The sequence below is a fragment of the Novosphingobium aeonii genome (assembly GCF_052279045.1).
Taxonomy (GTDB): domain Bacteria; phylum Pseudomonadota; class Alphaproteobacteria; order Sphingomonadales; family Sphingomonadaceae; genus Novosphingobium.
This window is the reverse complement of the sequence record NZ_CP176832.1, coordinates 2,062,263-2,087,233: the sequence shown is the minus strand read 5'-3', so window position 1 is coordinate 2,087,233 and position 24,971 is coordinate 2,062,263. Positions and strand designations below refer to the sequence as shown.

The 24,971-nt window shown below is 64.9% G+C and carries 24 protein-coding genes and 2 riboswitches; of the genes, 10 read left to right on the top strand and 14 right to left on the bottom strand.

From position 1 onward, the window contains the following. Positions 1-50: 50 nt before the first annotated feature. The 3 genes from cobT to ACLIMP_RS10180 form a co-directional block, all read right to left on the bottom strand. Positions 51-1,865: a cobaltochelatase subunit CobT gene (gene cobT / locus ACLIMP_RS10190; protein WP_324694852.1), complete on the bottom strand. Its 1,815-nt coding sequence runs from the start codon at positions 1,863-1,865 to the stop codon at positions 51-53. 104 nt (positions 1,866-1,969) lie between these two features. Beyond that, positions 1,970-2,620 carry a fructose-6-phosphate aldolase gene (gene fsa, locus ACLIMP_RS10185; protein WP_132468758.1) on the bottom strand — a complete coding sequence of 217 codons (651 nt, stop codon included), beginning with the start codon at positions 2,618-2,620 and terminating at the stop codon, positions 1,970-1,972. A 119-nt stretch (positions 2,621-2,739) separates the two neighbouring features. Next, complete coding sequence (locus ACLIMP_RS10180; RefSeq protein WP_443477821.1) at positions 2,740-3,483, bottom strand: DUF4197 family protein; 744 nt, start codon at positions 3,481-3,483, stop codon at positions 2,740-2,742. A gap of 33 nt (positions 3,484-3,516) precedes the next feature. Here ACLIMP_RS10180 and ACLIMP_RS10175 point away from each other — a divergent pair, with 33 nt between their 5' ends. After that, positions 3,517-5,682, top strand: a complete 2,166-nt coding sequence (locus tag ACLIMP_RS10175) for a primosomal protein N' (RefSeq protein ID WP_054441623.1) — start codon at positions 3,517-3,519, stop codon at positions 5,680-5,682. Positions 5,683-5,692: 10 nt separating this feature from the next. On the opposite strand, the gene ada is transcribed toward ACLIMP_RS10175, so the two are convergent. After that, positions 5,693-6,745 (bottom strand): bifunctional DNA-binding transcriptional regulator/O6-methylguanine-DNA methyltransferase Ada, encoded by a 1,053-nt coding sequence (ada, locus tag ACLIMP_RS10170; RefSeq protein ID WP_443477820.1) that lies wholly within the window; start codon positions 6,743-6,745, stop codon positions 5,693-5,695. A gap of 563 nt (positions 6,746-7,308) precedes the next feature. On the opposite strand from ada, the gene ACLIMP_RS10165 reads away from it, so the two are divergent. The 5 genes from ACLIMP_RS10165 (at position 7,309) to ACLIMP_RS10145 (ending at position 12,137) form a co-directional block, all read left to right on the top strand. Beyond that, positions 7,309-7,863, top strand: coding sequence for a F0F1 ATP synthase subunit delta (locus tag ACLIMP_RS10165; protein WP_054441615.1), 555 nt, complete (start codon positions 7,309-7,311; stop codon positions 7,861-7,863). A gap of 13 nt (positions 7,864-7,876) precedes the next feature. Further along, complete coding sequence (gene atpA / locus ACLIMP_RS10160; RefSeq protein ID WP_132468757.1) at positions 7,877-9,406, top strand: F0F1 ATP synthase subunit alpha; 1,530 nt, start codon at positions 7,877-7,879, stop codon at positions 9,404-9,406. Between the two features lie 103 nt (positions 9,407-9,509). After that, a complete protein-coding gene (locus ACLIMP_RS10155; RefSeq protein ID WP_185997515.1) occupies positions 9,510-10,391 on the top strand; it encodes a F0F1 ATP synthase subunit gamma in 882 nt (293 codons plus the stop codon). Between the two features lie 24 nt (positions 10,392-10,415). After that, positions 10,416-11,873, top strand: a complete 1,458-nt coding sequence (gene atpD / locus ACLIMP_RS10150; RefSeq protein WP_054441611.1) for a F0F1 ATP synthase subunit beta — start codon at positions 10,416-10,418, stop codon at positions 11,871-11,873. Positions 11,874-11,879: 6 nt separating this feature from the next. Further along, positions 11,880-12,137, top strand: coding sequence for an ATP synthase F1 subunit epsilon (locus ACLIMP_RS10145; RefSeq protein ID WP_054441608.1), 258 nt, complete (start codon positions 11,880-11,882; stop codon positions 12,135-12,137). 95 nt (positions 12,138-12,232) lie between these two features. Here the strand turns inward: ACLIMP_RS10145 and ACLIMP_RS10140 are convergent, their stop codons facing one another. Both ACLIMP_RS10140 and ACLIMP_RS10135 read right to left on the bottom strand, forming a co-directional pair. Next, positions 12,233-13,543 (bottom strand): sulfatase-like hydrolase/transferase, encoded by a 1,311-nt coding sequence (locus tag ACLIMP_RS10140; RefSeq protein WP_443477819.1) that lies wholly within the window; start codon positions 13,541-13,543, stop codon positions 12,233-12,235. A gap of 73 nt (positions 13,544-13,616) precedes the next feature. After that, on the bottom strand, positions 13,617-13,910 hold the full coding sequence (locus ACLIMP_RS10135; protein ID WP_292636670.1) for an HNH endonuclease: 294 nt from the start codon (positions 13,908-13,910) through the stop codon (positions 13,617-13,619). A 141-nt stretch (positions 13,911-14,051) separates the two neighbouring features. Between ACLIMP_RS10135 and ACLIMP_RS10130 the strand changes: the two genes are divergently transcribed. After that, on the top strand, positions 14,052-15,572 hold the full coding sequence (locus ACLIMP_RS10130) for a TadA family conjugal transfer-associated ATPase (protein ID WP_185997517.1): 1,521 nt from the start codon (positions 14,052-14,054) through the stop codon (positions 15,570-15,572). A 397-nt stretch (positions 15,573-15,969) separates the two neighbouring features. On the opposite strand, the gene ACLIMP_RS10125 is transcribed toward ACLIMP_RS10130, so the two are convergent. Continuing rightward, positions 15,970-16,176, bottom strand: coding sequence for a hypothetical protein (locus tag ACLIMP_RS10125; protein WP_054441604.1), 207 nt, complete (start codon positions 16,174-16,176; stop codon positions 15,970-15,972). 44 nt (positions 16,177-16,220) lie between these two features. Here ACLIMP_RS10125 and ACLIMP_RS10120 point away from each other — a divergent pair, with 44 nt between their 5' ends. The 3 genes from ACLIMP_RS10120 to ACLIMP_RS10110 all read left to right on the top strand — a co-directional run bounded on the left by ACLIMP_RS10120 (position 16,221) and on the right by ACLIMP_RS10110 (position 17,623). Beyond that, the gene (locus tag ACLIMP_RS10120) at positions 16,221-17,174 is read left to right on the top strand and encodes a DMT family transporter (protein WP_324694835.1); all 954 of its coding nucleotides are present in this window, start codon (positions 16,221-16,223) and stop codon (positions 17,172-17,174) included. 86 nt (positions 17,175-17,260) lie between these two features. Continuing rightward, complete coding sequence (locus ACLIMP_RS10115; protein WP_054441740.1) at positions 17,261-17,395, top strand: entericidin A/B family lipoprotein; 135 nt, start codon at positions 17,261-17,263, stop codon at positions 17,393-17,395. Between the two features lie 99 nt (positions 17,396-17,494). Then, on the top strand, positions 17,495-17,623 hold the full coding sequence (locus ACLIMP_RS10110) for a hypothetical protein (RefSeq protein ID WP_292636669.1): 129 nt from the start codon (positions 17,495-17,497) through the stop codon (positions 17,621-17,623). A gap of 98 nt (positions 17,624-17,721) precedes the next feature. Here ACLIMP_RS10110 and ACLIMP_RS10105 read toward each other — a convergent pair whose 3' ends face one another. The 7 genes from ACLIMP_RS10105 to ACLIMP_RS10075 all read right to left on the bottom strand — a co-directional run bounded on the left by ACLIMP_RS10105 (position 17,722) and on the right by ACLIMP_RS10075 (position 24,948). After that, on the bottom strand, positions 17,722-18,237 hold the full coding sequence (locus ACLIMP_RS10105) for a CcdC protein domain-containing protein (protein ID WP_054441600.1): 516 nt from the start codon (positions 18,235-18,237) through the stop codon (positions 17,722-17,724). A 4-nt stretch (positions 18,238-18,241) separates the two neighbouring features. After that, the gene (gene gcvPB, locus ACLIMP_RS10100) at positions 18,242-19,846 is read right to left on the bottom strand and encodes an aminomethyl-transferring glycine dehydrogenase subunit GcvPB (protein ID WP_324694828.1); all 1,605 of its coding nucleotides are present in this window, start codon (positions 19,844-19,846) and stop codon (positions 18,242-18,244) included. Further along, positions 19,843-21,201 (bottom strand): aminomethyl-transferring glycine dehydrogenase subunit GcvPA, encoded by a 1,359-nt coding sequence (gcvPA, locus tag ACLIMP_RS10095; RefSeq protein WP_443477818.1) that lies wholly within the window; start codon positions 21,199-21,201, stop codon positions 19,843-19,845. The genes gcvPB and gcvPA overlap by 4 nt, the downstream gene beginning before the upstream one ends. Before the next feature lie 30 nt (positions 21,202-21,231). Beyond that, complete coding sequence (gene gcvH / locus ACLIMP_RS10090; protein ID WP_054441594.1) at positions 21,232-21,603, bottom strand: glycine cleavage system protein GcvH; 372 nt, start codon at positions 21,601-21,603, stop codon at positions 21,232-21,234. A gap of 11 nt (positions 21,604-21,614) precedes the next feature. Continuing rightward, entirely contained in the window at positions 21,615-22,748 is a 1,134-nt protein-coding gene (gcvT, locus tag ACLIMP_RS10085) for a glycine cleavage system aminomethyltransferase GcvT (protein ID WP_292636667.1), read from the bottom strand. A 34-nt stretch (positions 22,749-22,782) separates the two neighbouring features. Beyond that, positions 22,783-22,905, bottom strand: a riboswitch (glycine riboswitch). A gap of 1 nt (position 22,906) precedes the next feature. Next, positions 22,907-23,010, bottom strand: a riboswitch (glycine riboswitch). 92 nt (positions 23,011-23,102) lie between these two features. Beyond that, entirely contained in the window at positions 23,103-23,795 is a 693-nt protein-coding gene (locus tag ACLIMP_RS10080; protein ID WP_324694822.1) for an NAD(P)H-binding protein, read from the bottom strand. Further along, positions 23,788-24,948 (bottom strand): deoxyguanosinetriphosphate triphosphohydrolase, encoded by a 1,161-nt coding sequence (locus tag ACLIMP_RS10075; protein ID WP_324694820.1) that lies wholly within the window; start codon positions 24,946-24,948, stop codon positions 23,788-23,790. Before ACLIMP_RS10075 ends, ACLIMP_RS10080 begins: the two co-directional genes overlap by 8 nt. Between the last annotated feature and the right edge of the window lie 23 nt (positions 24,949-24,971).

Sequence of the window (24,971 nt, the reverse complement as noted above, 5' to 3'; positions counted from 1 at the left end):
GTCAAGCCATCAGCGATGCGCCCGGCGGTTCCTCGGACTTGTGGAAATGATCACTCTTCCTCGAACAGTCCCGCGAGTTGCTCGATCATCGTGCCGCCGAGTTGCTCGGCGTCCATGATCGTCACCGCGCGCCGGTAGTATCGCGTCACGTCGTGGCCGATGCCGATGGCGACGAGCTGGACCGGGCTCTTGGCCTCGATCCATTCGATCACCCGGCGCAAATGCGCCTCCAGATAGCCTGCGGAGTTCACTGAAAGCGTCGAATCGTCCACCGGTGCACCGTCGGAGATCACCATCATGATCCGCCGATCCTCAGGGCGGGCAAGCATGCGGTTGTGCGCCCAGAGCAGCGCCTCGCCGTCGATGTTTTCCTTGAGCAGGCCCTCGCGCATCATCAGGCCGAGGTTCTTGCGCGCACGGCGCCACGGCTCATCCGCCTTCTTGTAAATGATATGGCGCAGGTCGTTGAGGCGGCCCGGGTGCTGGGGACGGCCACTCGCAAGCCAGGACTCGCGGCTCTGCCCGCCCTTCCATGCGCGGGTGGTGAAGCCGAGAATCTCGACCTTCACGCCGCAGCGCTCCAGCGTGCGTGCCATTACATCGGCACTGATCGCCGCGATCGAGATAGGGCGACCGCGCATCGAGCCGGAATTGTCGAGCAGCAGGGTGACGACGGTATCCTTGAACTCCACGTCGCGCTCGATCTTGTAGGAGAGCGACTGGCCGGGCGAGACGACCACGCGGGCAAGCCGCGCGGCATCGAGCATGCCCTCTTCCTGATCGAAGTCCCACGAGCGGTTCTGCTGCGCCATGAGGCGGCGCTGGAGGCGGTTCGCAAGACGCGTGACAACGCCCTGCAGGCCCTTGAGCTGCGCGTCGAGATAGGCGCGCAGGCGCGTCAGTTCCTCATCGTCGCAAAGCTCGGAGGCGACGACCACCTCGTCATAGGCCTCGGTGAAGACCTGGTAGTCGAAGCTGTCCGGGATATCGGTCCAGGGCCGGTTCGGCCGGACGGGCAACATGCCCTCCTCGCCCTCCTGGCCTTCCTCGCCGTCGTCCATGTCTTCCGAGTTATCGCCCTCGGCCTCGCTCTCGCCTTCGTCCTGACCGCCGGAAGGCTCGGCGGCCATTTCCGCAGGCTGCTGTTCCTGCCCGCTTTCGTCGCCGGTCTCGTCTTCCTCGGTCTCCTCGTCGCCGTCCATGTCCTCGGACTCTTCGGGCGGCTGCTCGATCTGCTCGGCCTGGGTCATCTCCAGATGCATCAGCATGTCGAGCGAGAGCTTCTGGAAAGCCTTCTGGTTTTCGATCGAATCGGCCAGAGCCTCGAAATCGTCGCCGGCCTTCGATTCGATCCAGCGGCGCACCATGTCCACGCCAAGTTGCGCCGCTTCCGGCACCGACTGGCCGGTGAGCCGTTCGCGCAGCAGGAGCGCCAGCGCTGTCGGGATCGGAACGCCGTCCGGGCTATCCGCGCGCGAAATCGGATCGCTGGCTATCCGCGCCTCCAGCGAAGCGTCGAGATTGGCCCGCATCCCTTCGTAACTGTTGGCGCCGAGCGCTTCGTAACGCACGGCCTCGACCGCATCGTAACAGGCCCGGGCCGAAGGATCGGACGGGGCGTTGCGCATGTGCAGCCGGTCGTTGTGATGGCGCAGCCGAAGCGCGAAGCTGTCGGCATAACCGCGCGCCTGCATGGCAGCCCCGCGCGGAATCGAGCGGCCCGGCATGGGCACGCGAAAGGTCTGGCCGCTGGAACTGGGAGCGTCGGCAGTCCAGTTGACCTCGACTTCGGCATCGTGCGCGATGGCGCGCGAGGCGCCGGTCAGGGCCAGCTTGAAGCGATCGACGGGAGTATCTTCGGACATGGCACGCTCAATGGCGGCTTAGTCCGCCCGGTGCAAGCCGGGATGAAAGGGCATCGCTCCGAGTTCGCCCCGGAATGATGCCCTTCCTGTTCAGATCGGCAGGATCAGAGCGACTGGCCGGTCTTCGCCCAGTCGGCCATGAAGCCTTCGATGCCCTTGTCGGTGAGCACGTGCTTCACGAGGTTCTTGATGACTGCCGGCGGCATCGTCGCCACGTCAGCGCCGATGCGGGCGCATTCGAGAACGTGGACAGGGTGGCGGATCGAAGCAGCGAGGATTTCGGTGTCGAAGGCGTAGTTGTCATAGATCAGGCGGATGTCGCGGATCAGGTCCATGCCGTCGAAGCCATTGTCGTCATGACGGCCGACGAAAGGCGAGACGAAGCTGGCGCCGGCCTTGGCCGCGAGCAGAGCCTGGTTGGCCGAGAAGCAGAGGGTGACGTTCACGAGCGTGCCGTCGCTGGTCAGCTTCTTGCAGGTCTTGAGGCCGTCGATCGTCAGCGGCACCTTGATGCAGACGTTGTCTGCGATCTTGCGGAGGATTTCGGCCTCGCGCATCATGCCTTCATGGTCGAGCGCGACGACTTCGGCACTGACCGGTCCGTCGACCAGGCCGCAGATTTCCTTGGTGACTTCCAGGAAGTCGCGGCCGGACTTGGCGATCAGCGAAGGGTTGGTGGTGACGCCGTCGAGCAGGCCGGTGGCGGCCAGATCGGCGATGTCGTTGGTGTCGGCGGTGTCGACGAAGAACTTCATGGCGCGGTTCCTGTGGATGCGGGGCTGCGACGGGCGAGTCTAACGCGCCCGTCGATTCTGGCGCTCCCTATAGGGATGCGCGGCGTTCTGCGCCACCCTGGCCCCGCTGCTCCGGCGAATCAGCCCTGCTTCAGCGCGCCGATCAGCGCTGCGTCATTGGTTTCCCCCGGATTTTGCCGGATAGCCGCTTCGGCTGCGCCGACTTCGTACCAGATGCCGTTATCTGCATCGAGTGCGAGAGCATGGGCGGCATCCTGGATCGTCACGCCCTTGAGCGCGGCGATCGCCTGGTTCAGCGTCGGATCCTGGGCTTCGCGCATGGCACGCTCGATCTCGGGGATCATGGCGTTGACGAGAGCCGGGCCCATGTTCCGACGAAGGAACGTCGTCGCCGCAGTATTGCCTCCGCTGAGGATTTCGGCGGGTTCGCGGACGGGAATATCCTGAACGGCCTTGAGCGCCACCGGCCCGGCAGCGCGGGCGCCCGGCGCCGCGAAAAGATTGAGCTGATATTGCAGCTTGTCACGGAAGGCCTTCGACTTCAGCACCCCGCTGTTGGTGCGGCCGGGACGGCTGAACAGAAGCGGAAGCGGCAGGCGCGCAACCGGGCTGGTCCAGAAACCTTCCGGCTGGCCGAGCCAGGTGAATGCGCGCTCCGACGAATAGCGCATGAGGCGGCGCACCGGATCTGCGCCGGCGGAGCTGCTTCCACCAAGCGTCGAGCAGCCGGGCAGCATCAGCACGCCGGTGGCGAGCATACCGACCAGCACGCCCCGGCGGCTCCAGTCGGCAGGGCGCGAATTCTCGCCCTCGGACAGTCCGTTTTCCCCTGTTCCCCAGTTCACCATCATCAACTCCTTCACGCCCCGTGCAACCAGTGCCTATATGCAACCCACATGAAACGCGTCCGAATCCTCGTCTTCAACGCCGCGCTGGGCGTCCTCGACTACCGCGTCCCCGAAGGCATGGCGATAGAATTCGGCGCCGTGGTGATCGCGCCCCTCGGGCCAAGGCAGGTCCTCGGGATCGTCTGGGAGCCGGAACGCCTGAGCACGCAGGAAGTGCCTGAATCCAAACTGCGTCCACTTCTCGAAGTGCTGCCCGTACCCCCGCTTCCCGAACGACTGCGCCGATTGATCGAATGGACGGCGGATTACTATTGTGCCTCGCTCTCCTCGGTCGCGCGCATGGCACTCGGCAGCATGGCAGCGCTGCGCGGCGGAGGCACGACCACCGAATACCGGCTGACGGGGCATGAACCCGCCCGCCTGACCCCCCAGCGCGCCGCCGCTCTCGATGCCCTGCAGGGCGAGCAGGGCTCGATCAAGGAACTTGCGGAACTGGCATCCGTCTCCGAAGGCGTGCTGCGCGGGATGGTCGGCGCGGGATTGCTGGAGCCCGTCGTGGTCGATCTGGACCGCCCCTATCCGCGGGCCCTGCCCGAGTTCGCCGAACCGAAACTGTCCGACGGCCAACAGGCTGCGGCCGACATATTCGTAGAAGCCGTGCGCACGCACAAGTTCGCCCCCTTCCTGCTCGACGGCGTCACCGGCTCGGGCAAGACGGAAACCTATTTCGAGGCGGTGGCCGAAGCCCTGCGTCTCGGGCGACAGGTCCTGGTGCTGCTTCCCGAGATCGCTCTCACTGAAAATTTCCTCCGCCGCTTCGAACATCGTTTCGGTGTCCCTCCGCTGCTTTGGCATTCCTCGCTCAAGTCCAGCGAACGGCGGCGGGCGTGGCGTTCCATCGTCCTTGGTGACGCTCAGGTGGTCGTAGGGGCACGTTCTGCCCTGTTTCTACCCTATGCCCGACTGGGCCTCATCGTGGTGGATGAAGCACACGAAGTCTCGTTCAAGCAGGATGACGGCGTGCGCTACAACGCACGCGACGTGGCGGTGATGCGCTCCAAGTTCGAGGGTATTCCGGTGGTTCTCGCCAGCGCCACCCCCGCCCTCGAATCGATGCAGCTTGCGGAAGCGGGGGTCTATCGCAAGGTCGACCTGCCGGCCCGTTTCGGCGGCGCGCAACTGCCCGATATCCAGATCCTCGACCTCCGGCAGGAAGCGCCGGAGCGCGGCAAATGGCTTGCTCCCCGCCTCGTCGAGGAGATGAAGAAGCGGCTGGCGAAGGGCGAACAGTCGCTGCTGTTCCTCAACCGCCGGGGCTATGCGCCGCTGACGCTTTGCCGCCACTGCGGTTATCGGTTCCAATGCCCGAACTGCACGGCCTGGCTGGTGGAACACCGCTTCTCCGGGCGCCTAGCCTGCCATCACTGCGGCCACGAAGTGCCGGTTCCCGACGCCTGCCCCGAATGCGGCACGGGCGACTGCCTCGTCGCCTGCGGGCCCGGCGTCGAACGCATTGCCGACGAGGTAGCGGAAATCCTGCCCGAGGCACGGGTGGCGCTGGTCACGTCGGACACGATGAATACGGCCGAGGCCGTCGGTGAATTCGTCGCCAAGGCAGAGGGCAAGGCGATCGACGTGATCGTCGGAACGCAGCTTGTCACCAAGGGCTATCACTTCCCCGACCTTACGCTGGTGGGCGTGGTCGATGCCGATCTCGGCCTTGAAGGTGGCGACTTGCGCGCTGCCGAGCGGACCTATCAGCAAGTCGCTCAGGTGGCCGGTCGCGCGGGACGCGGCGACAAGCCGGGCGAGGTGCTGATCCAGACCCGCCATCCCGAAGCCTCCGTTATAGCCGCCCTTGCCGCCGGAGACCGAGACGCGTTCTACGCCGCGGAAACAGACGCCCGCCGAGACGCCGGCGCCCCGCCGTTCGGCCGCTGGGCAGCGATCATCGTGTCTTCCGAAGACCAGTCCGAAGCGCAGGCAGCCGCTCGCGCCATCGGCGGTACCGCGCCCAACCATCCCGACATGCTGGTGCTCGGCCCGGCTCCCGCGCCGCTTTCACTGCTGCGCGGACGTCACCGTTTCCGCCTGCTCATCAACGCCCGGCGATCCGCCGAATTGCAGAAGATGCTGCGCGAGTGGCTGGAGCCGCTTCAATTCCCGCGCAGCGTCAGGGTAAACATCGACATCGATCCATACTCGTTCGTATGAGCCCAGCGGTTCAGCCCCGTTCCCGCTTCAACAGTTCTCGCTTGATCGCCTCGCCATAGGCATAGCCGCCGATAGAACCATCTGCCCTGATGACGCGGTGGCACGGGATGAGCACTGCAACCTTGTTCGCGCCATTGGCCGAACCTGCTGCACGCACCGCGCCCGGCTTTCCCACCGCCGCCGCGATCTGCGCGTAACTCCGGGTCTCACCGGCAGGAATACGTTGCAACTCGCGCCACACCGCCTCCTGAAATGCGGTCCCCTGCACGTCCAATGGTATCGCGCGAGACTGGCCCGGCTGCTCCACTGCCGCGACGACCTTTTCCAGCAGGCTCTCGAATTCGTTACCCCCCTCGACGAGCTGCGCATGGGGGAACCGCCCGGCCAATTCCTCGCCTCCTTCATCGAACGAGAGACGGCACACGCCTTTTCCGGTCGCGGCAACAAGCATCCGCCCCAGACTGGTCTGAACCACGGCCCAATGAATCGTCACGCCTCGCCCACCGTTTCGCCAGGCCGATGGGGTCATGCCCAATCTGCCCTCGCTGGCTTGATAGAACCGCGAACTCGCGCCGAACCCCGCCTCGTAGATCGCCTCGGTCACACTGGCGCCTCCACTCATGGCATCACCGGCACGCTCAACTCGGCGTACGCGCAGATATTCCGAGGGAGAAAGGCCGACGGAGCGCTTGAACACGCGCTGGAAATGGGTGGCACTGTATCCCACCGCTTCGGCCAGTTCCGAAAGACGCGGTGAGACTTCATCCGCATCCAATATCCGCAGCGCATGCGCAACGGCCTCCTCATCGCGCGACACGTCGTTGGGGCGGCAGCGCAGACAAGCCCTCAAGCCTGAACACTCCGCTTCGCCAACCTGCGCGAAGAACCGAACGTTCTCTCGCCGGGGATGCCGGGCCGAACAGGACGGCCGGCAATAGATACCCGTCGAAAGCACACCCGTAACGAAGCGCCCGTCGAAGCTGCGATCCCGTTCGAGCACCGCCTGCCATGCCCGCTCGTCCGTAATGCCTGCCTCAGTCACGCCGATGTCCTCGAACTTCATTGTTGGCCTCCATGACCCTCGATCCGCGCAGAGAAACATCCGCGCAAACCACGCAGCCACCGCGAGCGGGCGACGAAGCGCTCACCTTCCGGCACGTCCTCCGGAATATATATCGTGCAAGCGGTACGATAGGGATTAGCGTCATCGTGCCTCCCGCAATCGAGCGGCACCGGGCTCTCGATCAACCCGGCGTCGTCCCTTCTGACGCGGCAGCGATGAGCCGGTTGTCCATCGGCAGTCATACGCTGCGCTTCGTGTCTGGCCAATTCCGCGGGATCCATCCCGAATAAGGGCTGGAATTGCAGCACAGGCAATTCGATGATTCGACAGGTCATGGGAAACTCCGCAGGATCGTTTGTCCCGACCTTGCCGCACCCGCGATCCTGTTACTTCCCGCCCCTTGCTTTTAAAGCGCTTTCCCAAGCATTGTCTCAATCGCGCCTGCGGCAGCTTGCATCGTAACACTATCGTCGCTATGCGCGCCCCGTCTGCGGGCCGGGGGGCACGTCATTGTCGTGCGCCCCAAAGTGCCCCAGCCCACCCGATGTAAGGATAGGACACGCGTGGAGAATTCCGGCGGCATCAAGGCCAGCTTGCAAGGACGCTACGCTTCGGCGCTGTTTGATCTTGCCAGCGAGAACGGCACCGTAACGACGGTCGAATCCGACCTCGAGAAGATCGGCCTGGCGATCAGCGAAAGCCGCGATCTCGCCGAGTTGATTCGCAACCCCGAAGTCAGCCGCAAGGCTGCCGGCAAGGCTATCGAAGCCGTCGCCGACGTGCTCGGCCTCGCACCTCTGACCAAGAACTTCGTGGGCGTGCTCGCGGCCAATCGCCGCCTCTCCGCCCTGCCCGAAATCATCCGTGCCTTCGTAGCGATCGCCGCCGCCCAGCGCGGCGAGGCGACCGCCGAAGTCAGTTCTGCCCACGCCCTGAACGACCAGCAGGTCGAACAGCTGCGCCAGAAGCTGGAACTGCGCGAAGGCCGCAAGGTCAAGGTCCGGACCAACGTCGACCCAGACCTGCTTGGCGGTCTTGTGGTCACCATCGGGTCCAAGCGCATCGACAGCTCGATCCGCACCCGTCTCAATTCGCTCGCCCAGGCCATGAAGGGCTAAGAAAGGCAGAACAATGGATATCCGCGCAGCAGAAATCTCGAAGGTCATCAAGGACCAGATCGCCAGCTTCGGCACCGAAGCCCAGGTTTCCGAAGTCGGCTCGGTTCTGTCGGTCGGTGACGGCATCGCCCGCATCCACGGCCTCGACAAGGTCCAGGCCGGCGAAATGGTCGAATTCGCCAACGGCGTTCAGGGCATGGCGCTCAACCTCGAAGCCGACAACGTCGGTGTCGTGATCTTCGGCTCGGACGCCGAAATCAAGGAAGGCGACAGCGTCAAGCGCACTAACACCATCGTCGACGTTCCCGTCGGCAAGGGCCTGCTCGGCCGCGTGGTGGACGCTCTCGGCAACCCGATCGACGGCAAGGGCCCGATCATCGCTGACAAGCGCGCCCGCGTGGAAGCCAAGGCGCCGGGCATCATCCCGCGCAAGTCGGTGCACGAACCCGTGCAGACCGGCCTGAAGGCGATCGACGCCCTCGTCCCCGTCGGCCGCGGCCAGCGCGAGCTGATCATCGGTGACCGCCAGACCGGCAAGACCGCCGTCGCCATCGACACCTTCATCAACCAGAAGGAAGCGAACAAGGGCGACGACGAGTCCAAGAAGCTTTACTGCATCTACGTCGCTGTCGGCCAAAAGCGCTCGACCGTCGCGCAGATCGTTCGCCAGCTCGAAGAAAACGGCGCGATGGAATACTCCATCGTGATCGCCGCGACCGCTTCGGAACCGGCTCCGCTTCAGTACCTGGCGCCCTACACCGGCGCCGCCATGGGCGAGTTCTTCCGCGACAACGGCATGCACGCCGTGATCGTGTATGACGACCTTTCCAAGCAGGCCGTCGCCTATCGCCAGATGTCGCTGCTGCTGCGCCGCCCGCCGGGCCGCGAAGCCTATCCCGGCGACGTGTTCTATCTCCACAGCCGCCTGCTTGAGCGCGCTGCGAAGATGAACGAGGAAAACGGTGCAGGCTCGCTCACCGCGCTGCCGATCATCGAAACCCAGGCTGGCGACGTTTCGGCCTACATTCCGACCAACGTGATCTCGATCACCGACGGCCAGATCTTCCTTGAAACCGGCCTGTTCTACCAGGGCATCCGTCCGGCCATCAACGTGGGTCTGTCGGTGTCGCGCGTCGGCGGTGCAGCCCAGACCAAGGCGATGAAGAAGGTTGCCGGCTCGATCAAGCTGGAACTGGCGCAGTACCGTGAAATGGCGGCCTTCGCGCAGTTCGGCTCGGACCTCGACGCTTCGACCCAGAAGCTCCTCAACCGCGGTGCGCGCCTGACCGAACTGCTCAAGCAGAAGCAGTTCTCGCCGCTTGCGTTCGAAGAGCAGACCGTGTCGATCTTCGCCGGCACCAACGGCTATCTCGACAGCCTGCCGGTTTCGAAGGTCACCGAGTACGAAGCCGAAATGCTCGACTTCATGCACGAGCAGCATGCCGACGTCCTCGCGCTGATCCGCACGACCAAGGACTTCGGCGACGAAGCGAAGAGCAAGACCAAGGCTGCGCTCGACGCCTTCGCCAAGCAGTTCGCGTAAGTACAACCGCCATCCCGGCGAAAGCCGGGACTGCCGGCAGGGTCGCATGACGCTGCCAGCGGTCCCGGCCCATGGTCCAGGATGACGAAACGAGGAACAACGAGTGGCTTCGCTCAAGGAACTCAAGGGCCGCATCAACTCGGTCAAATCGACCCAGAAGATCACCAAGGCCAAGCAGATGGTCGCCGCGGCCAAGCTGCGCAAGGCGCAGGCCGCCGCGGAGTCCGCGCGTCCCTACGCCGCGCGTCTGGCCGAGGTGATGGGCTCGCTCGCGAGCAAGATCACGGTCAGCGAGAACAGCCCCCGGCTGCTCGCCGGCACCGGTAGCGACAAGGTGCACCTGCTCGTCGTCGCGAACTCGGACAAGGGCCTTTGCGGCGCGTTCAACTCGAACATCGTCAAGGCCGCCCGCGTCAAGGCAAAGGAACTGGAAGCCCAGGGCAAGACCGTCCTGTTCTATCTGGTGGGTCGCAAAGGCCGTGCGCCGCTGCGCCGCGAATTCCCGAAGCAGATCGCACACCTGTTCGATACCACGGACGTACGCGATCCCGGTTTCGACGAAGCCGAGCGCATCGCCAACGAACTGGTCGCCCTCTATGAGGCCGGCAAGTTCGACGTGGCGCACCTGTTCTACTCGAAGTTCCGCTCGGCGCTCGTTCAGGAACCGACCGACCAGCAGATCATCCCCGTTCCCGCTCCCAAGGCCGTCGTTGCGACCGCCGGCGCGGATGCGGTGACCGAGTATGAGCCGGAGGAGGAAGAGATCCTCGCCGCGCTGCTGCCGCGCTACCTGCGCACGCAGCTCTTCGGCGCCCTGCTGGAAAACGCCGCGTCGGAACAGGGCGCGTCGATGACGGCCATGGACAACGCGACGCGCAATGCGGGCGACCTGATCAAGAAGCTGACCATCCAGTACAACCGCAGCCGTCAGGCCGCGATCACGACTGAACTCGTTGAAATTATCGCGGGCGCGGAAGCGCTCTAAGACATCGCAGGCAAGGAAACCAAAATGGCCACCGCCCCCGTGCTAAACCAAACCGCCACCGGCAAGATCAGCCAGATCATTGGCGCCGTCGTCGACGTCACCTTCGAAGGTGAGCTGCCGGCAATTCTCTCCGCGCTGGAAACCAGCAACAACGGCCAGAAGCTGGTCCTTGAAGTTGCCCAGCACCTTGGCGAGAATACCGTCCGCACCATCGCCATGGACGGCACCGACGGCCTGACCCGCGGTCAGGACGTGATCAGCACCGGCGCCCAGATCTCGGTGCCGGTCGGCCCGAAGACCCTCGGCCGCATCATGAACGTCGTCGGCGATCCGATCGACGAGCGTGGCCCCGTCGGTTCGGACATGTTCGCCCCGATTCACGCCGAAGCCCCGCCGTTCGTCGACCAGTCGACCGAAGCGGCGATCCTGGTCACCGGCATCAAGGTCATCGACCTTCTCGCGCCTTACGCCAAGGGCGGCAAGATCGGCCTGTTCGGCGGCGCCGGCGTGGGCAAGACGGTTCTCATTCAGGAACTGATCAACAACATCGCCAAGGGCCACGGCGGCGTCTCGGTCTTCGCGGGCGTCGGTGAACGTACCCGTGAAGGTAACGACCTTTACCACGAGTTCCTCGACGCCGGCGTTATCGCCAAGGACGCCGAAGGCAACGCCACCTCGGAAGGTTCCAAGGTTGCGCTCGTGTTCGGCCAGATGAACGAGCCCCCGGGCGCCCGTGCCCGCGTCGCCCTCTCGGGCCTGACCATGGCCGAGTACTTCCGCGACCAGGAAGGCCAGGACGTCCTGTTCTTCGTCGACAACATCTTCCGCTTCACCCAGGCAGGCGCGGAAGTGTCGGCTCTGCTCGGCCGTATTCCTTCGGCAGTGGGCTATCAGCCGACCCTCGCCACCGACATGGGCCAGCTGCAAGAACGCATCACCTCGACCACCAAGGGTTCGATCACCTCGGTCCAGGCGATCTACGTCCCTGCGGACGACCTTACCGACCCGGCTCCGGCTGCATCGTTCGCTCACCTTGACGCGACGACCACGCTGAACCGCGCCATCTCGGAACTGGGTATCTACCCGGCCGTCGACCCGCTCGACTCGACCTCGCGCGTTCTTGAGCCCCGCGTCGTCGGCGCCGAGCACTACGAGACCGCCCGCAAGGTTCAGGAAACCCTGCAGAAGTACAAGTCGCTTCAGGACATCATCGCGATCCTGGGCATGGACGAGCTTTCGGAAGAAGATAAGCTCACCGTCGCCCGCGCCCGCAAGATCCAGAAGTTCCTTTCGCAGCCGTTCCACGTCGCGGAAGTCTTCACCGGCATCTCGGGCAAGTTCGTCCAGCTCGAAGACACCGTGAAGTCGTTCAAGGCCGTCGTCGAAGGCGAATACGATCACCTTCCCGAAGCAGCCTTCTACATGGTCGGCGGCATCGAGGAAGCGGTCGCCAAGGCCAAGAAGCTGGCCGAAGAGGCGTAATCAGTCATGGCACTGCACTTCGAACTCGTCACGCCGGCCAAGCTCGTCCGCTCGGAAGACGTCCACATGGTGGTCGTCCCCGGCACCGAAGGCGAGTTCGGCGTGCTGGAGGGTCATGCACCCTTCATGTCGACGATCGCCGATGGCGCGCTCAAGGTCTACAAGACCGAGAACGCCGCACCGGAAGAGATCCGCATCACCGGCGGTTTCGCCGAAGTGGGCGACAAGGGCCTGACCGTGCTCGCGGAGCACGTCGGGGTCTGATCTACCGTCCGGTTGGACGATACTGAAAGCGCCGGACCGCACATCGCGGTTCGGCGCTTTCGTCGTTTTACGGCCCTGCTTCGCCCTTTCGATTGTCAGGCAGGCCGGTTGCGAAGGACGATCCAGGGAACATTGTAACCGTCGAAGTCGAGCCGCTCGTTGCGGCGCATGAACGGCGGCATGTGGTCTCCGACGATGAGAAAATCAGTAGGAGGCAGCGCCGGGTCCATCGCCAGCGCCGAAATGGCTTCCGCGATGTCGTGATGCGCCTGAAACAGGCGGCACTGAAGCAGCGACGCATGAGCGAGCGGTGCCGCACCATCCTCGCAGCCGGCCAGCCCCGGTGTCGCCCCTGCAAGCACGGGAATGTGGGAATTGAGGGTCACCCAATAGATGAACTGCGGCCGACTTGCCGACTTGAGCCGCTGGCCGATCTGCGCCGCGATATCCACGTCGCAGGCGCCGGGCCACATCCCGCCACATTTGCGGGCACCGCCGCGAACCAGGTCCGGCGCGAATTCGGTTCGGGCGAACCCTGCTTGCGGCCACCACGCCCTCCTTTCGAAGAAGCCGCCCTCGAAGGCATGGATCGCGAGAGTGTCGTATCCGGCTTTTGAATAGCGACGGGGCAGGCAATCCGCATGAGCGAAATCGAACCCGTCGAAATTCGCGAATGCGCCGCAAAGCTCCCTTATCTCCCCATTGGTAGTCGAGCCGAAGTAGGCAACCTTGCCGCTTGCCACTTCGTACCTGCCACGCCACGCTGGCCGATCCCAGTCTGCAGCGAACAGCCGCTTCCCTTCCTCGAACGTCGGAATGCCGAGCGCTTCCACGACGATCACCACGAGATGCCGTCTGGCCGGGCCGGGTTGAGCCACGCCGCCACTCTCGACACCGGATGCGAAAGGCGTCCCTTCCGGCGGCAGTCCTTTGTAGGTATTACTGGTGGCGACGGTCGCGACGGCATCGATCTGCATCATGCCGAGGATGGCACAGATCGCAAAAATCCAGTTTGACGGCCTGGCGAAATGCTGGACCCGTCCCGCCCCGCGAACTGCCAGTGCAAGGGTTGCGCAAAGAATGACGAGACCGGCAAGATATTCCGCCGACGCCAGCGGCTTGGCATTCTTCAGGAACTCCGAGGCGGCATCGATGCGCATCGCTTCGAGGTTGAACGAGTTCACGATATATTCGAACGTGATCCCGAGCCCGAGCACGGCCACCGCCATCCGGCGAAGCAGGAGCGAGCGCATCTGCGAGAAAGCGAGCGCGAGCAGGCCGGCAACGAAGATCGGACGCCCCATCGGCGGCCCGCCGATCGGCCACATCACGATCACGATGATGTTCGGCAGCAGCAGCCAGTAAAGGCACCAGCGCCAAGGCCATTGATGGGCCGGAATTCTCATTGCAATCTCGCTTTTCCGCCCCGTGCTCTTCTGACAGACTACCTAGGTTTCAATCGGTGAAACTTTGCTTAATTCAAGGTTGACGCTTCCGGGTCGGTGCGTGGAAATCGGCGGGCTTCCCCGCTATCCATCGCAGGAAGCGCGCGATGGCCGGGTCTCGTGAGAGGGCTGCGGGATCGGCCGGCAGGCGTGCAAGTTCGGCATTGCTGAAGGTCGCATGGATCGTGCGGTGGCATATCGGGTGGAGCGGCACGGTTTCTCGCCCGCCTCGGCTTCGCGGGATCGGATGATGCCACTCCGTCCTGCGGCCCAGCGGCCGTTGGCACAGCCAGCAAACCGAACCCTGCACCGCGCCCGCCTGAGACATTTTGCTCCTTTCTCCACCCTTTGCACCGATGCGGCAACCTGCCGCCATTAGGAAGTTATCAAAGTTTCAACCTTAATCCTTCGCTTATCGCGGGACATCGCGCCGGACGAGAGCCGGGGCGTTGAAAGGGTTGACGAGACAATGACGGCATTCGGGCGGCGTAACGGCATCGGCGGCATGGGTCAGGGCGCCCGGCCGGCATTCGGCGTGGCCAAGCCGCTGAAAGGGGGCGCCGAGAAATCGCCGATGCCCGGCAACGTGCCGATGCCTGGCGGCGAACCGTTCCCGCCGGTACCGGGGATAGACGCCCCCTCGCCCGCGAATTCCCGCGATGACGCCATGTCTCGCCTGGCCGACCGCGCCAATGCGGTTCACGACAACCAGTCCGACCAGAACGGTTTCGAAGCCTCCATCCACAAGATCAAGGAGCAGGTGCTTCCCCGCCTGCTCGAACGCGTCGACCCCGAGGCGGCCGCCACGCTGACCAAGGATGAGCTGTCCGAGGAATTTCGCCCGATCATCATCGAGGTGCTGGCCGAGCTCAAGATCACCTTCAACCGCCGCGAGCAATTCGCGCTGGAGAAAGTGCTGATTGACGAACTGCTTGGCTTCGGCCCGCTGGAAGAGCTGCTGAACGACCCCGACGTGTCGGACATCATGGTCAACGGCCCGAACCAGACCTACATCGAGAAAAAGGGCAAGCTCCAGCTCGCGTCGACCAAGTTCCGCGACGAACAGCACTTGTTCCAGATCGCCCAGCGCATCGTCAATCAGGTCGGCCGCCGCGTCGACCAGACCACCCCGCTGGCCGACGCCCGCCTCAAGGACGGCAGCCGCGTCAACGTGATCGTGCCGCCGCTCAGCTTGCGCGGCACCGCGATCTCGATCCGCAAGTTCTCCGAGAAGCCGATCACCATCGACATGCTCAAGGACTTCGGGTCGATGAGCGAGAAGATGGCCACCGCCCTCAAGATCGCCGGCGCCTGCCGCATGAACATCGTCATCTCCGGCGGTACGGGTTCGGGCAAGACGACGATGCTGAACGCCCTGTCCAAGATGATCGACCCGGGCGAGCGCGTGCTGACCATCGAGGACGCCGCCGAACTTCGCCTGCAACAGCCCCACTGGCTGCCGCTGGAAACCCGCCCGCCGAACCTCGAAGGCCAGGGCGCTATCACCATCGGCGACCTTGTGAAGAACGCCCTGCGTATGCGGCCTGACCGCATCATCCTCGGCGAAATCCGCGGCGCCGAATGCTTCGACCTGCTCGCCGCGATGAACACCGGCCACGACGGTTCGATGTGCACGCTCCACGCCAACTCCCCGCGCGAATGCCTTGGCCGTATGGAAAACATGATCCTGATGGGCGACATCAAGATCCCCAAGGAAGCCATCAGCCGCCAGATCGCCGAGTCGGTGGACATCATCGTTCAGGTGAAGCGCCTGCGCGACGGTTCGCGCCGCACCACCAACATCACCGAAGTGATCGGCATGGAAGGCGATGTCATCGTCACGCAGGAACTCTTCAAGTTCGAGTATCTCGACGAGACCGACGACGGCAAGATCATCGGCGAATTCCGCCCATCGGGCCTGCGTCCCTATACGCTCGAGAAGGCCCGCCAGTTCGGCTTTGACCAGGCCTACCTCGAAGCCTGCCTCTGACATCTGGTTGATACCGGACCGGGTACGAAACCCGCCGCGCCGGATCGCCTTCGCTGCGGCCCGGCGGGCTGGCGGCACATCCGGGCCGGGCCGCGGCCGCAGCCGATAGGCAGTCTCGCGCGTCATCCCCACGCGGCGCGCGCGCAGCGGATTTCCGGCGCGCCCCGAGAACGCCGCCTGCCGCGCGGGCGTCCAGCCATCGGCACGGGATCGCGGCCGGACAGGCACTAAGGCCGGTAAACGGACATGGCAGGCGCGGCGGCGGCGAGAAGGGGTGTTCTTGATCCCCGAACATAGGACAGCTTTGCCTGCAGTGGGAAAGCGCTCCCTTCGATGGGCTAAACATCGCGATGATCGCTTGCCCCGCGCGGCTACACGAGAGCGGGGCGCTTCCGTTCTACCCGGCGAACCAGTCCCGTCCGGCCACGCCGAGCAGCAGGACGGCCAGCATCAGCGCGAAGAAGAACACCGTGGTCCACGGCATGAAGCCCACGCGGTCGAGATCGCGGCGCTTCATCCGGCGGCGGTCGCCGATCCAGGCGATGACCGCGAACAGCGCGGCGACACCGCCCACGGCGGCCATGATCTTGTCGGAATCGTTCATGGAGCGCCCTTGCCTACTTCCGCGAGGAAGTTAAAGCCCGGCCGGTGAACGCCGCCCCATCCCGTCAGGATCGCCCCCTTCTCGCACTTGGCTTGCGGCTGATGGCGATGGTCATGCTCTCGACGATGTTCATGCTCGTCAAGCTGGCCGGTCGCCACGGCGTATCTGCAGCCGAGATGGTGTTCTGGCGGCAGGCCATGTCAGTGCCGCTCATCGCCGGGTGGCTGCTGGCGACCGGCCGGATCGGCCAGTTGAAGACCCGCCGGGTCTCCTCCCATGCCTTCAGGGCGACCTCGGGCACGCTCGGCCTCGTCTGCAACGTCACCGCCGCCATGCTGCTGCCATTGCCGGTGGGCACGACACTCGGCTTCACGGCGCCGCTCTTCGCCGTGCTCATCACCGCGATCGTCCTGCGCGACAAAGTGGGGCCATGGCGATGGCTGGCGGTCGTGCTCGGTTTCGCGGGAGTTCTCGTCATCACCCGCCCCGGTGGGGAAACCGGGGCGCTTCCTCTCGCAGGGTTGGCCGCCGGGCTCGGCGCCGGAGTGATCGTCGCCGTGGTCAGCTTCCAGATCCGCGACCTCGCACGGACAGAGGCACCCATCGCCTGCGTGTTCTGGTTCGCCTTCTTCGGTTCGCTTTTCGCAGCCGTGCTTCTGCCGTTCTACGGTCAGTCCCACGAGCCCCGCGTCTGGCTGCTGCTTGTGGCGGTGGGGCTGGCGGGCACCCTTGCCCAGCTCCTTATCACCGCAGCACTTCGCCATGGAGCGGTGGCCACCGTCGTGGTCATGGACTATACCGCGCTGATCTGGGCGACGGCCTATGGCTACACCATCTTCGGCGACCTGCCGCCTGCCTCCACCTGGCTCGGCGCGCCGCTCATCATCGCCGCCGGGCTCATCATCACCTGGCGCGAACACTATCTTTCGAAGCGAATTTCGCCGACCTCGTCGCTGGACGAAAGCGCGATCGAGGAAACCGTGCCTACCGCAAGGTGATCGGCGGGAACCGCACGCACGGCCACGAGTTGCGTCCTTCGATCCCGGCAGAAAACGCCGGGACCTCCAGGAAAAGGAAACCGACAATGGTCAAGAAACTCGTTCTCGCGCTTGTCGCCGGAGGCATCGTCTTCTCCGCAGCAGCCTGCAACACCGTGAAGGGCGCTGGCCAGGACATCGAATCGGTCGGCAAGGCCGGGGATGACGCCATCAACCGCTGACAAGACTGACTGCAGACCCCTTCCCCTCGCAATCCCGATGGATTAGCGCCGAAAAGCGGCGACCATTTCGCTCGCCGCTACAGGAAGGATTACGCAGTCATGATCAGGAAAGCGGTTCTGGCGCTGGCGGTATCGGGCCTCGTGCTCGGCGCGGCGGCCTGCAATACCGTGCGCGGCGTCGGACAGGATCTCGAATCTGCCGCGAATTCGGTGGATCGCGCAACCTGAAACGGCTGCGGCGCGAAATGGATGGTCCATTTCGCGCCGCAGCCTTCGGTTCTCTCGCGCCGTGAAGCAGGAGCCCTTGTTCTTATGCCTGCCCGCCCTCAGCTATCGGTGATGTGATCCGCCACCATCGAGCGCGCACGCTGCCACAGGATCAGGCGGCTCACTACCACCATGCCCAGCACGAAACCCAGCATGGCATCGGTCATGAGCAGAGCGTTGGCGGCATGAGGATCACCCTGAACGCCCATTCCGCCCGGCAGGATCAGCCGCCGCACGGCGAACACCGCGAGCACGAGCACTAGCGCCAGCGGTGATTGGCGCATCATGACGCGGGCCTCGTCGCCCTCCCCCTCGACATGAAGGCGCATGAGGCGCGAGCGCTGCATGCCGATGCCGCCGCCGACCGCAAAGCCGGCAAGCAGCGCCAGCCAGCCCAGAATGCTCGGCGGCATGCCGTAGAGCGCGAGGGATACCGCCGCCGAAACGATCAGCGGCGCGACCCAAAGGAGGGGAAGACGGAGCGGCCTCGCCTTTTCGAGGCTGCGGAAACGCCAGGCCATTACCCCGACGAAAATCAGCAACGGCAACCAGGCCGCAAACCCGCTCCCCCCCATATCGTCAACTTCCCCCGATCTCGCTGAGCGAGGGCGTTGCCGGCACACCCGGCTGGCCCTGCCATACGAGCACAGGCTTGCGCGCCGCGAGCGTTTCGTCAAGCCGGCGGCGCGGTGCGAAGTGCGGTGCGCTGTGCAGGCTCTGGTCGCCGTCCTTGGCGCGCTGGGCAAGACTGCGCAGCGAACCGATGAAGCGGTCGAGCCCGGCCTTGCTCTCGGTCTCGGTCGGCTCGACCAGCATCGCGCCCTTCACCACCAGCGGGAAGTAGACCGTCATCGGGTGGAAGCCCTCGTCGATCAGGCCCTTGGCGATGTCCAGCGTGGAGAAGCCCTCTGCCAGACCGGCGTCGCTGAACAGCGCCTCGTGCATGCACGGGCCGCTCTTGGCGAAAGGTGCCGGCAGCAGGTCCTCGCACGAACGCAGGACGTAGTTGGCGTTGAGCACCGCATCCTCGGCAACCTGGCGCAGACCGTCCGCGCCGTGGCTGAGGATATAGGTCAGCGCGCGGGTGAACATGCCCATCTGGCCGTGGAAGGCGACCATGCGGCCGAACGCCTGCGCATGGCCCTCGCCCGCGTTCTCCTCCTCGACGAGGTGGACACGGCCATCATCACCGCGCGTGACAAACGGCAGCGGCGCGAAAGGCGCCAGCGCTTCGGACAGCACCACCGGCCCTGCACCAGGTCCGCCGCCGCCGTGCGGGGTGGAGAAGGTCTTGTGCAGGTTGATGTGCATGGCATCGACGCCGAGGTCGCCGGGGCGCACCTTGCCGACGATGGCGTTGAAGTTCGCACCGTCGCAATAGACGTAGCCGCCCGCCGCATGAACAGCATCGCCGATCGCCTTCATCTCCGGCTCGAACAGGCCGCAGGTGTTGGGATTGGTAATCATCACGCCCGCGACGTTCGGTCCCAGCTTCGCCTTGAGCGCATCGAGATCGACGCGGCCTTCGGGGGTCGCCGGGATCGACTGGACCTTGAAGCCGGCGAACGCAGCGGTCGCCGGGTTGGTGCCATGGGCGCTCTCCGGCACCAGCACGACGTCGCGCTTCTCGCCCCGCGCATCGAGCGCGGCGCGGATGCAGAGCAGCCCGCAAAGCTCGCCGTGGGCACCGGCCTTCGGGCTCATCGCCACCGAGGCCATGCCGGTCAGCGTGATGAGCCAGTCCGCCAGTTGCTCGATAACCTCAAGCGCACCTTCGACCGACTTCTGCGGCTGGAGCGGATGGACATCGGAGAAGCCCGGCAGGCGGGCCATCTTCTCGTTGAGCCGCGGGTTGTGCTTCATCGTGCACGAACCGAGCGGGAACGGCCCGAGGTCGATGGCGTAGTTCTGGCGCGAGAGGCGCGTGTAGTGGCGCACCGTCTCCGGCTCGGTCAGGCCCGGCAGGGCGGGCGCGGCCTTGCGCAGAAACCGGGAAAGCCCCGCTGCCGGTGCACGGGCGGGCGTGTCGAGATCGACCCCGCACTTGCCTTCGGCGCCGAGTTCGAAGCTCAGTGCCTCCTCCAGCATCAGGCCATAATCGCCTGACGACGTTACGAATTTCTCACCGGAATCGCCCGTCTCACCCATGGACGGACGCCAGCCCGCTGCGTTTACCGCGCTCATGCCAGCACTCCTTCCAGTTCCTTGGCGAAGGTCTCGATATCCTCGTCCGTGACGGTTTCCGTCGCGGTGACGAGCAGGCCGTTATGCAGTTCGCTCGCCTCGGGGAACAGGCGCCCGAGCGACACGCCGCCCAGCACCTTGCGGTCCGCCAGTTCACGCACGACTTCGCGCGCATCGCGCGGCAGGACCAGCGTGACTTCGTTGAAATAGGCATCATTCAGCAGCGTCACGCCGGGAACAGCCGTGAGCCGTTCGACGAGCGCCTGGGTGCGATCGTGATTGACCGCAGCGAGCCGGGCCAGTCCATCACCGCCCAGAAGCGTGAGATGAATACTGAAAGCCAGCGCACAAAGCCCTGAATTCGTGCAGATATTGCTCGTGGCCTTTTCGCGGCGGATATGCTGCTCGCGGGTAGAGAGCGTCAGCACGAAGCCGCGCTTGCCCTCAGCGTCCACGGTCTGCCCGCAAAGACGGCCCGGCATCTGGCGCACGAACTTCTCGCGGCAGCCGAACAGGCCGAGGTAAGGCCCGCCGAACTGGAGACCCACGCCCAGCGACTGGCCCTCGCCCACGACGATATCCGCACCCAGCACGCCGGGCGCCTCGATCATGCCGAGCGCAACCGGCTCGGTGACGACGGCCACCAGGAGCGCCCCCTTGGCATGGGCTGCCTCGGCGATCGCAGCGAGATCGGGGATGCGCCCGAGGATGTCAGGGTACTGGACGACGACGCAGGAGGTCTTGTCGTCGATCGCCGCGATCACCGCCGCGTCGTCCGCCTCTGCCACCAGTTCGGGCGAGAGGGAGACGATATCGTCCTCGGTGAATTTCGCCATGGTGCGCACCACTTCGCCGTAATGCGGGTGCAGGCCGCCCGAGAGCACGGCGCGATCCTTGCGGGTGACGCGCGCGGCCATCAGGATCGCCTCCCAGCACGCGGTCGAACCGTCGTACATCGAGGCATTGGCGATGTCGGTGCCGAACAGGCGCGCCACCTGGGTCTGGAACTCGAACAGCACCTGAAGCGTGCCCTGCGCGATTTCCGGCTGGTAAGGCGTGTAGGCGGTGAGGAACTCGCCGCGCTGGATCAGGTGATCGACCGAGGCCGGAACATGGTGGCGATAGGCACCGGCGCCGAGGAAGAACGGGGCCGAACAGGCCGAGAGGTTCTTCGCCGCAAGCGCGGACATGTGCCGTTCGACGGCCATTTCACTGGCGCGGAGCGGCAGCCCCGCGATGGGGCCGGAAAGCCGGGCCTCGGCGGGCACGTCGACGAACAGGTCGTCCACCGTGTCGGCACCGATGACGCCGAGCATCTCGGCGCGATCGGCGGGGGTCAGGGGCAGGTAGCGCAAGCGGCGATACTCCGTATTTCTATATTTGGATCAGAGGCTTTCGACGTACTTCTGATACGCGGCCTCATCCATGAGCGCGTCGAGTTCCGAAGCGTCCGAGAGGGTGATGCGGAACAGCCAGCCGCCCACTTCGGCGTCGGTGTTGACCAGTTCCGGCTCATCGGTCAGCGCGGCGTTAGCTTCGGCAATCGTGCCCGAAACCGGGGTGTAGACGTCCGAGGCGGCCTTTACCGAATCCACCACGGCAACGGAATCGCCCTTGCCGAACGCAGCGCCAGCTTCGGGCAGCTCCACGAAGGTGATGTCGCCAAGCTGGCCCTGTGCGTAATCGGTGATGCCGACAGTGCCGAGGTCGCCCTCGACTTCAAGCCACTCGTGTTCCTGCGAGAAATAACGGGTCATGGGTAGTTTCCTCAGCGGTGATAGCGATTGGGGACGAAGGGCATGGCTGCGACCGTTGCGTCGAGCTTCTTGCCCCGGATTTCGATCGAAAGGGCCGTGCCGTCAGCGGCCACTGCCGCATCGACATAGGCCATGGCGACGGGATGCTGGAGCGAAGGCGAGAAACCGCCCGAAGTTACCACTCCAACCTCCTGTTCTCCATGGAAAACCTTGGCGCCTTCACGCGCCGCCTGCCGGCCTTCGAGCTTGAGGCCGATGCGCTTCTGCGCGGTGCCTTGCGCAAAGTCGCGCTGGACGCGCTCGGCACCGGGGAAGCCGCCTTCGAGGCGGCGGCGCTTGTTGATGCCGAAAGCGAGGCCGGCTTCGACCGGGCCGCGTTCCGGGTCCATGTCATGGCCATAGAGCGGCAGGCCGGCTTCGAGGCGCAGCGAATCGCGCGCACCAAGGCCGATCGGCTTCACTTCCGGCTCTCCGCACAGCAGCTCGGCGATCATCGCGGCGGATTCGCCGGGGATCGCGATCTCGAACCCGTCTTCGCCGGTGTAGCCCGAGCGGCTGATCCAGGCATCGACGCCGCCCAGCTTGAACGCGCCGCCCTTCATGAAGGTCAATGCGGAAACCCCGGGCACCAGACGCTCAAGCGCTTCCGCGGCCTTGGGGCCCTGGAGCGCCAGCAGGGCGCTGTCATCAAGGTGATTGAGAGTGACGTCGTCCGGTAGCAGTTCGCGCAGCGTGCCGATATCGTCCCACTTGGTCGCGCCGTTCACGACGAGGTAGAACCCGGTTTCCCAGCGCGTGACCATGAGGTCATCGAGGATGCCGCCGTTCTCGTCGAGCAGCAGCGAATAGCGCACCGAACCGGTCTTCAGGGTCGACAGATCGATGGGAAGCGCCGTTTCGAGCGCCGCTTCCACGCCTTCGCCGGAGATGTAGAGCTGGCCCATGTGGCTGACGTCGAACAGCCCGGCGCTCTCGCGGGTCCAGAGATGCTCGGCCATGATGCCCTCGTACTGAACGGGCATGATGTAACCGGCGAATTCGACCATGCGGCCGCCACGCTCACGGTGCCAGCCGTCAAGCGGCAGCAGCAGCGGCGCCGGGGGTGCTTCTTCCTGATCGGAATCGGAAATCGGATATTCGCTCAAGACATGACTCCGCACAGTTCGGTACACCATTTCAGGTGCCCCCTCTGTCACGGAAACCTGAGAGCTTCCCTCGACCCGCCCCTGAGGACAAACCCGAAGTTACACCGTCGGCGGCCTCTGCCCGATGAGGGCAGCGACACTTTCCAGAGTCTCGCTATCGACGCTGCGCGGTCCTTTTGCCTGAGAGATTCCGGGGCGGTTGCTCCTTCGGCGCCTGCTTCTTCGCAAATGCGAATCGGCAGGTCTCTCCCGCGCTGTCAGCGATATTTGGTCACTTGGTTGAGCGCCGCGCGCAAGTCAACGCAATCGCGCTGCACTGCATCACAATTTCCACCAGTAGTCGGAATAACCGGCTCAGGACTGCTGCCGACTCAGGATATCGGCCATGGAATCGTGCTCGTGGACGAACGTTCCGGGCGCCTGCTCACCGCTGAGCGCGAGGATGACTTGCGCCAGCCGCACTGCCGCGATCGAGCGGAACCGGCGCAGTCTTGCATGAAACACCAGCAGGTCCGCGATCGGCGCAACCACCTGCCCGGCTTTCTCCAGCGGCCGATCCTCTTCGCGCCGACCGCGCAGCAGGCCCGGTTGGAGGATATCCAGCCGCGCGAAACCGAGCTTGCCGAGCGCGGCCTCGACCTCGCCCTTGGTACGCAGATAGAGGTTGGAACTTTCGGCATCCGCGCCCACCGAGGAAACTAGGATCATGCGGTGGATACCGGCCCCGCGGGCGGCGGCGGCGGCTTCCAGCACGAGATCGTGGTCTACCGCGCGAAAGGCTTCGTCGCTACCGGCCGCCTTGCGCGTGGTGCCCAGTGCGCAGACGAACACGTCCGCATGGGCTGCGGCGATCAGCACCGGCCAGTTGGCGGTTTCTCCCACGAGGATTTCCAGCCGCGCGCCATCCGGCAGCGGCACCTCACGCCGGGCGACACCGATGATACGCACCTCAGGCCGCCGGACGCTCTCCTCGATGACCGCCGAACCCACCAGTCCGCTGGCGCCGACGAGGCAGATCCGCCGCGCCGCCGAAATCGCATCAGACATTGCGCAGCCCTTCCGGGGTGCTGCCGTAGATCTGGGCATGGCACGAGATGGCATAGCGGTCAGTCATGCCCGCGATATAATCGGCGATGTGGCGGCTGCGGGCAGGTTCGTGGCGCGGCAGGCCGTCGATCCAGCTCTCCTCCATCAGCACCGGCTCCTGCGAGTAGGCAGAATAGAGCTCCGCCAGCAGCGCACGGGCGCGACGGGCGGTTTCAAGCTGCTCGGGATGATAGTAGAGCTTCTCGTACATGAAGCGCTTGAACTCGCGCTCCCCCTCCTCGACCTCGCTCGAAAACGCGACGAGTTGGCGGCCCGCGGCGCGCACCTCGTCCACGCTCTCGATGCCGACTAGCCGCTGCTGCGTTTCGGCCAGCAGATCGTTGACCATGAAGCCGATCTGGCTGCGGATCAGCTCGGCGAGTTGGCGATCGCGCGGCACGCCCGGATAGCGGCGCTCCACCTCGTTCCAGCGCGGCACGATAAAGGGGTGGGCCAACAGTTCGTCGAGATCGAGGAAGCCTGCGCGCAGCCCGTCGTCGATATCGTGGTTGTCATAGGCGATATCGTCCGACAGGGCCGCGACTTGCGCTTCGAGCGATGCGTAAGTGCCCAGTTCGAGGCCGTAGGCGCCATCCAGCTCGGCCAGCGCCCAGTTCGGTTCGGTGACCGGCCCGTTGTGCTTGGCAAGGCCTTCGAGCGTTTCCCAGGTCAGGTTCAGCCCGTCATGCTCGCAATAGGGGCTTTCGATCCGCATCAGCGTGCGCAGGCAATTGGCGTTGTGGTCGAACCCGCCCGCCTTGTGGAGCGCCGCGTCGAGCGCTTCCTCACCGGCATGGCCGAAGGGGGGATGGCCGATATCGTGGGCCAGCGCGAGCGCTTCGGTCAGGTCCTCGTCGAGACCGAGGATACGGGCGATCACGCGGGCGACTTGCGCCACTTCGAGGCTATGCGTCAGGCGCACCCGGTAGTGATCGCCGTCTGGCGCGATGAAGACCTGGGTCTTGTAGCGCAGGCGGCGGAACGCAATCGAATGCACGATCCGGTCCCGGTCGCGCTGGTAGGGGCTGCGCTGACCGCGCGGCAGGCCCGTGTCCATGGGAAACTCTCGGCCACGCGAACGGGCCGGATCGGAAGCGTAAGGTGCAAGGGTCAAGCTGAAATCTTTCCCGGAGCAGG

Excerpts from the sequence above, each read along its gene's own strand:
- gcvPB (WP_324694828.1), bottom strand. The coding sequence starts at position 19,846 with ATGAGCGCGGTAAACGCAGCGGGCTGGCGTCCGTCCATGGGTGAGACG.
- ACLIMP_RS10130 (WP_185997517.1), top strand. The coding sequence starts at position 14,052 with ATGACGGCATTCGGGCGGCGTAACGGCATCGGCGGCATGGGTCAGGGC.
- gcvH (WP_054441594.1), bottom strand. The coding sequence starts at position 21,603 with ATGACCCGTTATTTCTCGCAGGAACACGAGTGGCTTGAAGTCGAGGGC.
- cobT (WP_324694852.1), bottom strand. The coding sequence starts at position 1,865 with ATGTCCGAAGATACTCCCGTCGATCGCTTCAAGCTGGCCCTGACCGGC.
- ACLIMP_RS10140 (WP_443477819.1), bottom strand. The coding sequence starts at position 13,543 with ATGAGAATTCCGGCCCATCAATGGCCTTGGCGCTGGTGCCTTTACTGG.
- ACLIMP_RS10110 (WP_292636669.1), top strand. The coding sequence starts at position 17,495 with ATGATCAGGAAAGCGGTTCTGGCGCTGGCGGTATCGGGCCTCGTGCTC.
- ACLIMP_RS10105 (WP_054441600.1), bottom strand. The coding sequence starts at position 18,237 with ATGGGGGGGAGCGGGTTTGCGGCCTGGTTGCCGTTGCTGATTTTCGTC.
- ACLIMP_RS10145 (WP_054441608.1), top strand. The coding sequence starts at position 11,880 with ATGGCACTGCACTTCGAACTCGTCACGCCGGCCAAGCTCGTCCGCTCG.
- atpD (WP_054441611.1), top strand. The coding sequence starts at position 10,416 with ATGGCCACCGCCCCCGTGCTAAACCAAACCGCCACCGGCAAGATCAGC.
- ACLIMP_RS10080 (WP_324694822.1), bottom strand. The coding sequence starts at position 23,795 with ATGTCTGATGCGATTTCGGCGGCGCGGCGGATCTGCCTCGTCGGCGCC.
- ACLIMP_RS10125 (WP_054441604.1), bottom strand. The coding sequence starts at position 16,176 with ATGAACGATTCCGACAAGATCATGGCCGCCGTGGGCGGTGTCGCCGCG.
- atpA (WP_132468757.1), top strand. The coding sequence starts at position 7,877 with ATGGATATCCGCGCAGCAGAAATCTCGAAGGTCATCAAGGACCAGATC.
- ada (WP_443477820.1), bottom strand. The coding sequence starts at position 6,745 with ATGAAGTTCGAGGACATCGGCGTGACTGAGGCAGGCATTACGGACGAG.
- fsa (WP_132468758.1), bottom strand. The coding sequence starts at position 2,620 with ATGAAGTTCTTCGTCGACACCGCCGACACCAACGACATCGCCGATCTG.
- ACLIMP_RS10135 (WP_292636670.1), bottom strand. The coding sequence starts at position 13,910 with ATGTCTCAGGCGGGCGCGGTGCAGGGTTCGGTTTGCTGGCTGTGCCAA.
- ACLIMP_RS10115 (WP_054441740.1), top strand. The coding sequence starts at position 17,261 with ATGGTCAAGAAACTCGTTCTCGCGCTTGTCGCCGGAGGCATCGTCTTC.
- ACLIMP_RS10175 (WP_054441623.1), top strand. The coding sequence starts at position 3,517 with ATGAAACGCGTCCGAATCCTCGTCTTCAACGCCGCGCTGGGCGTCCTC.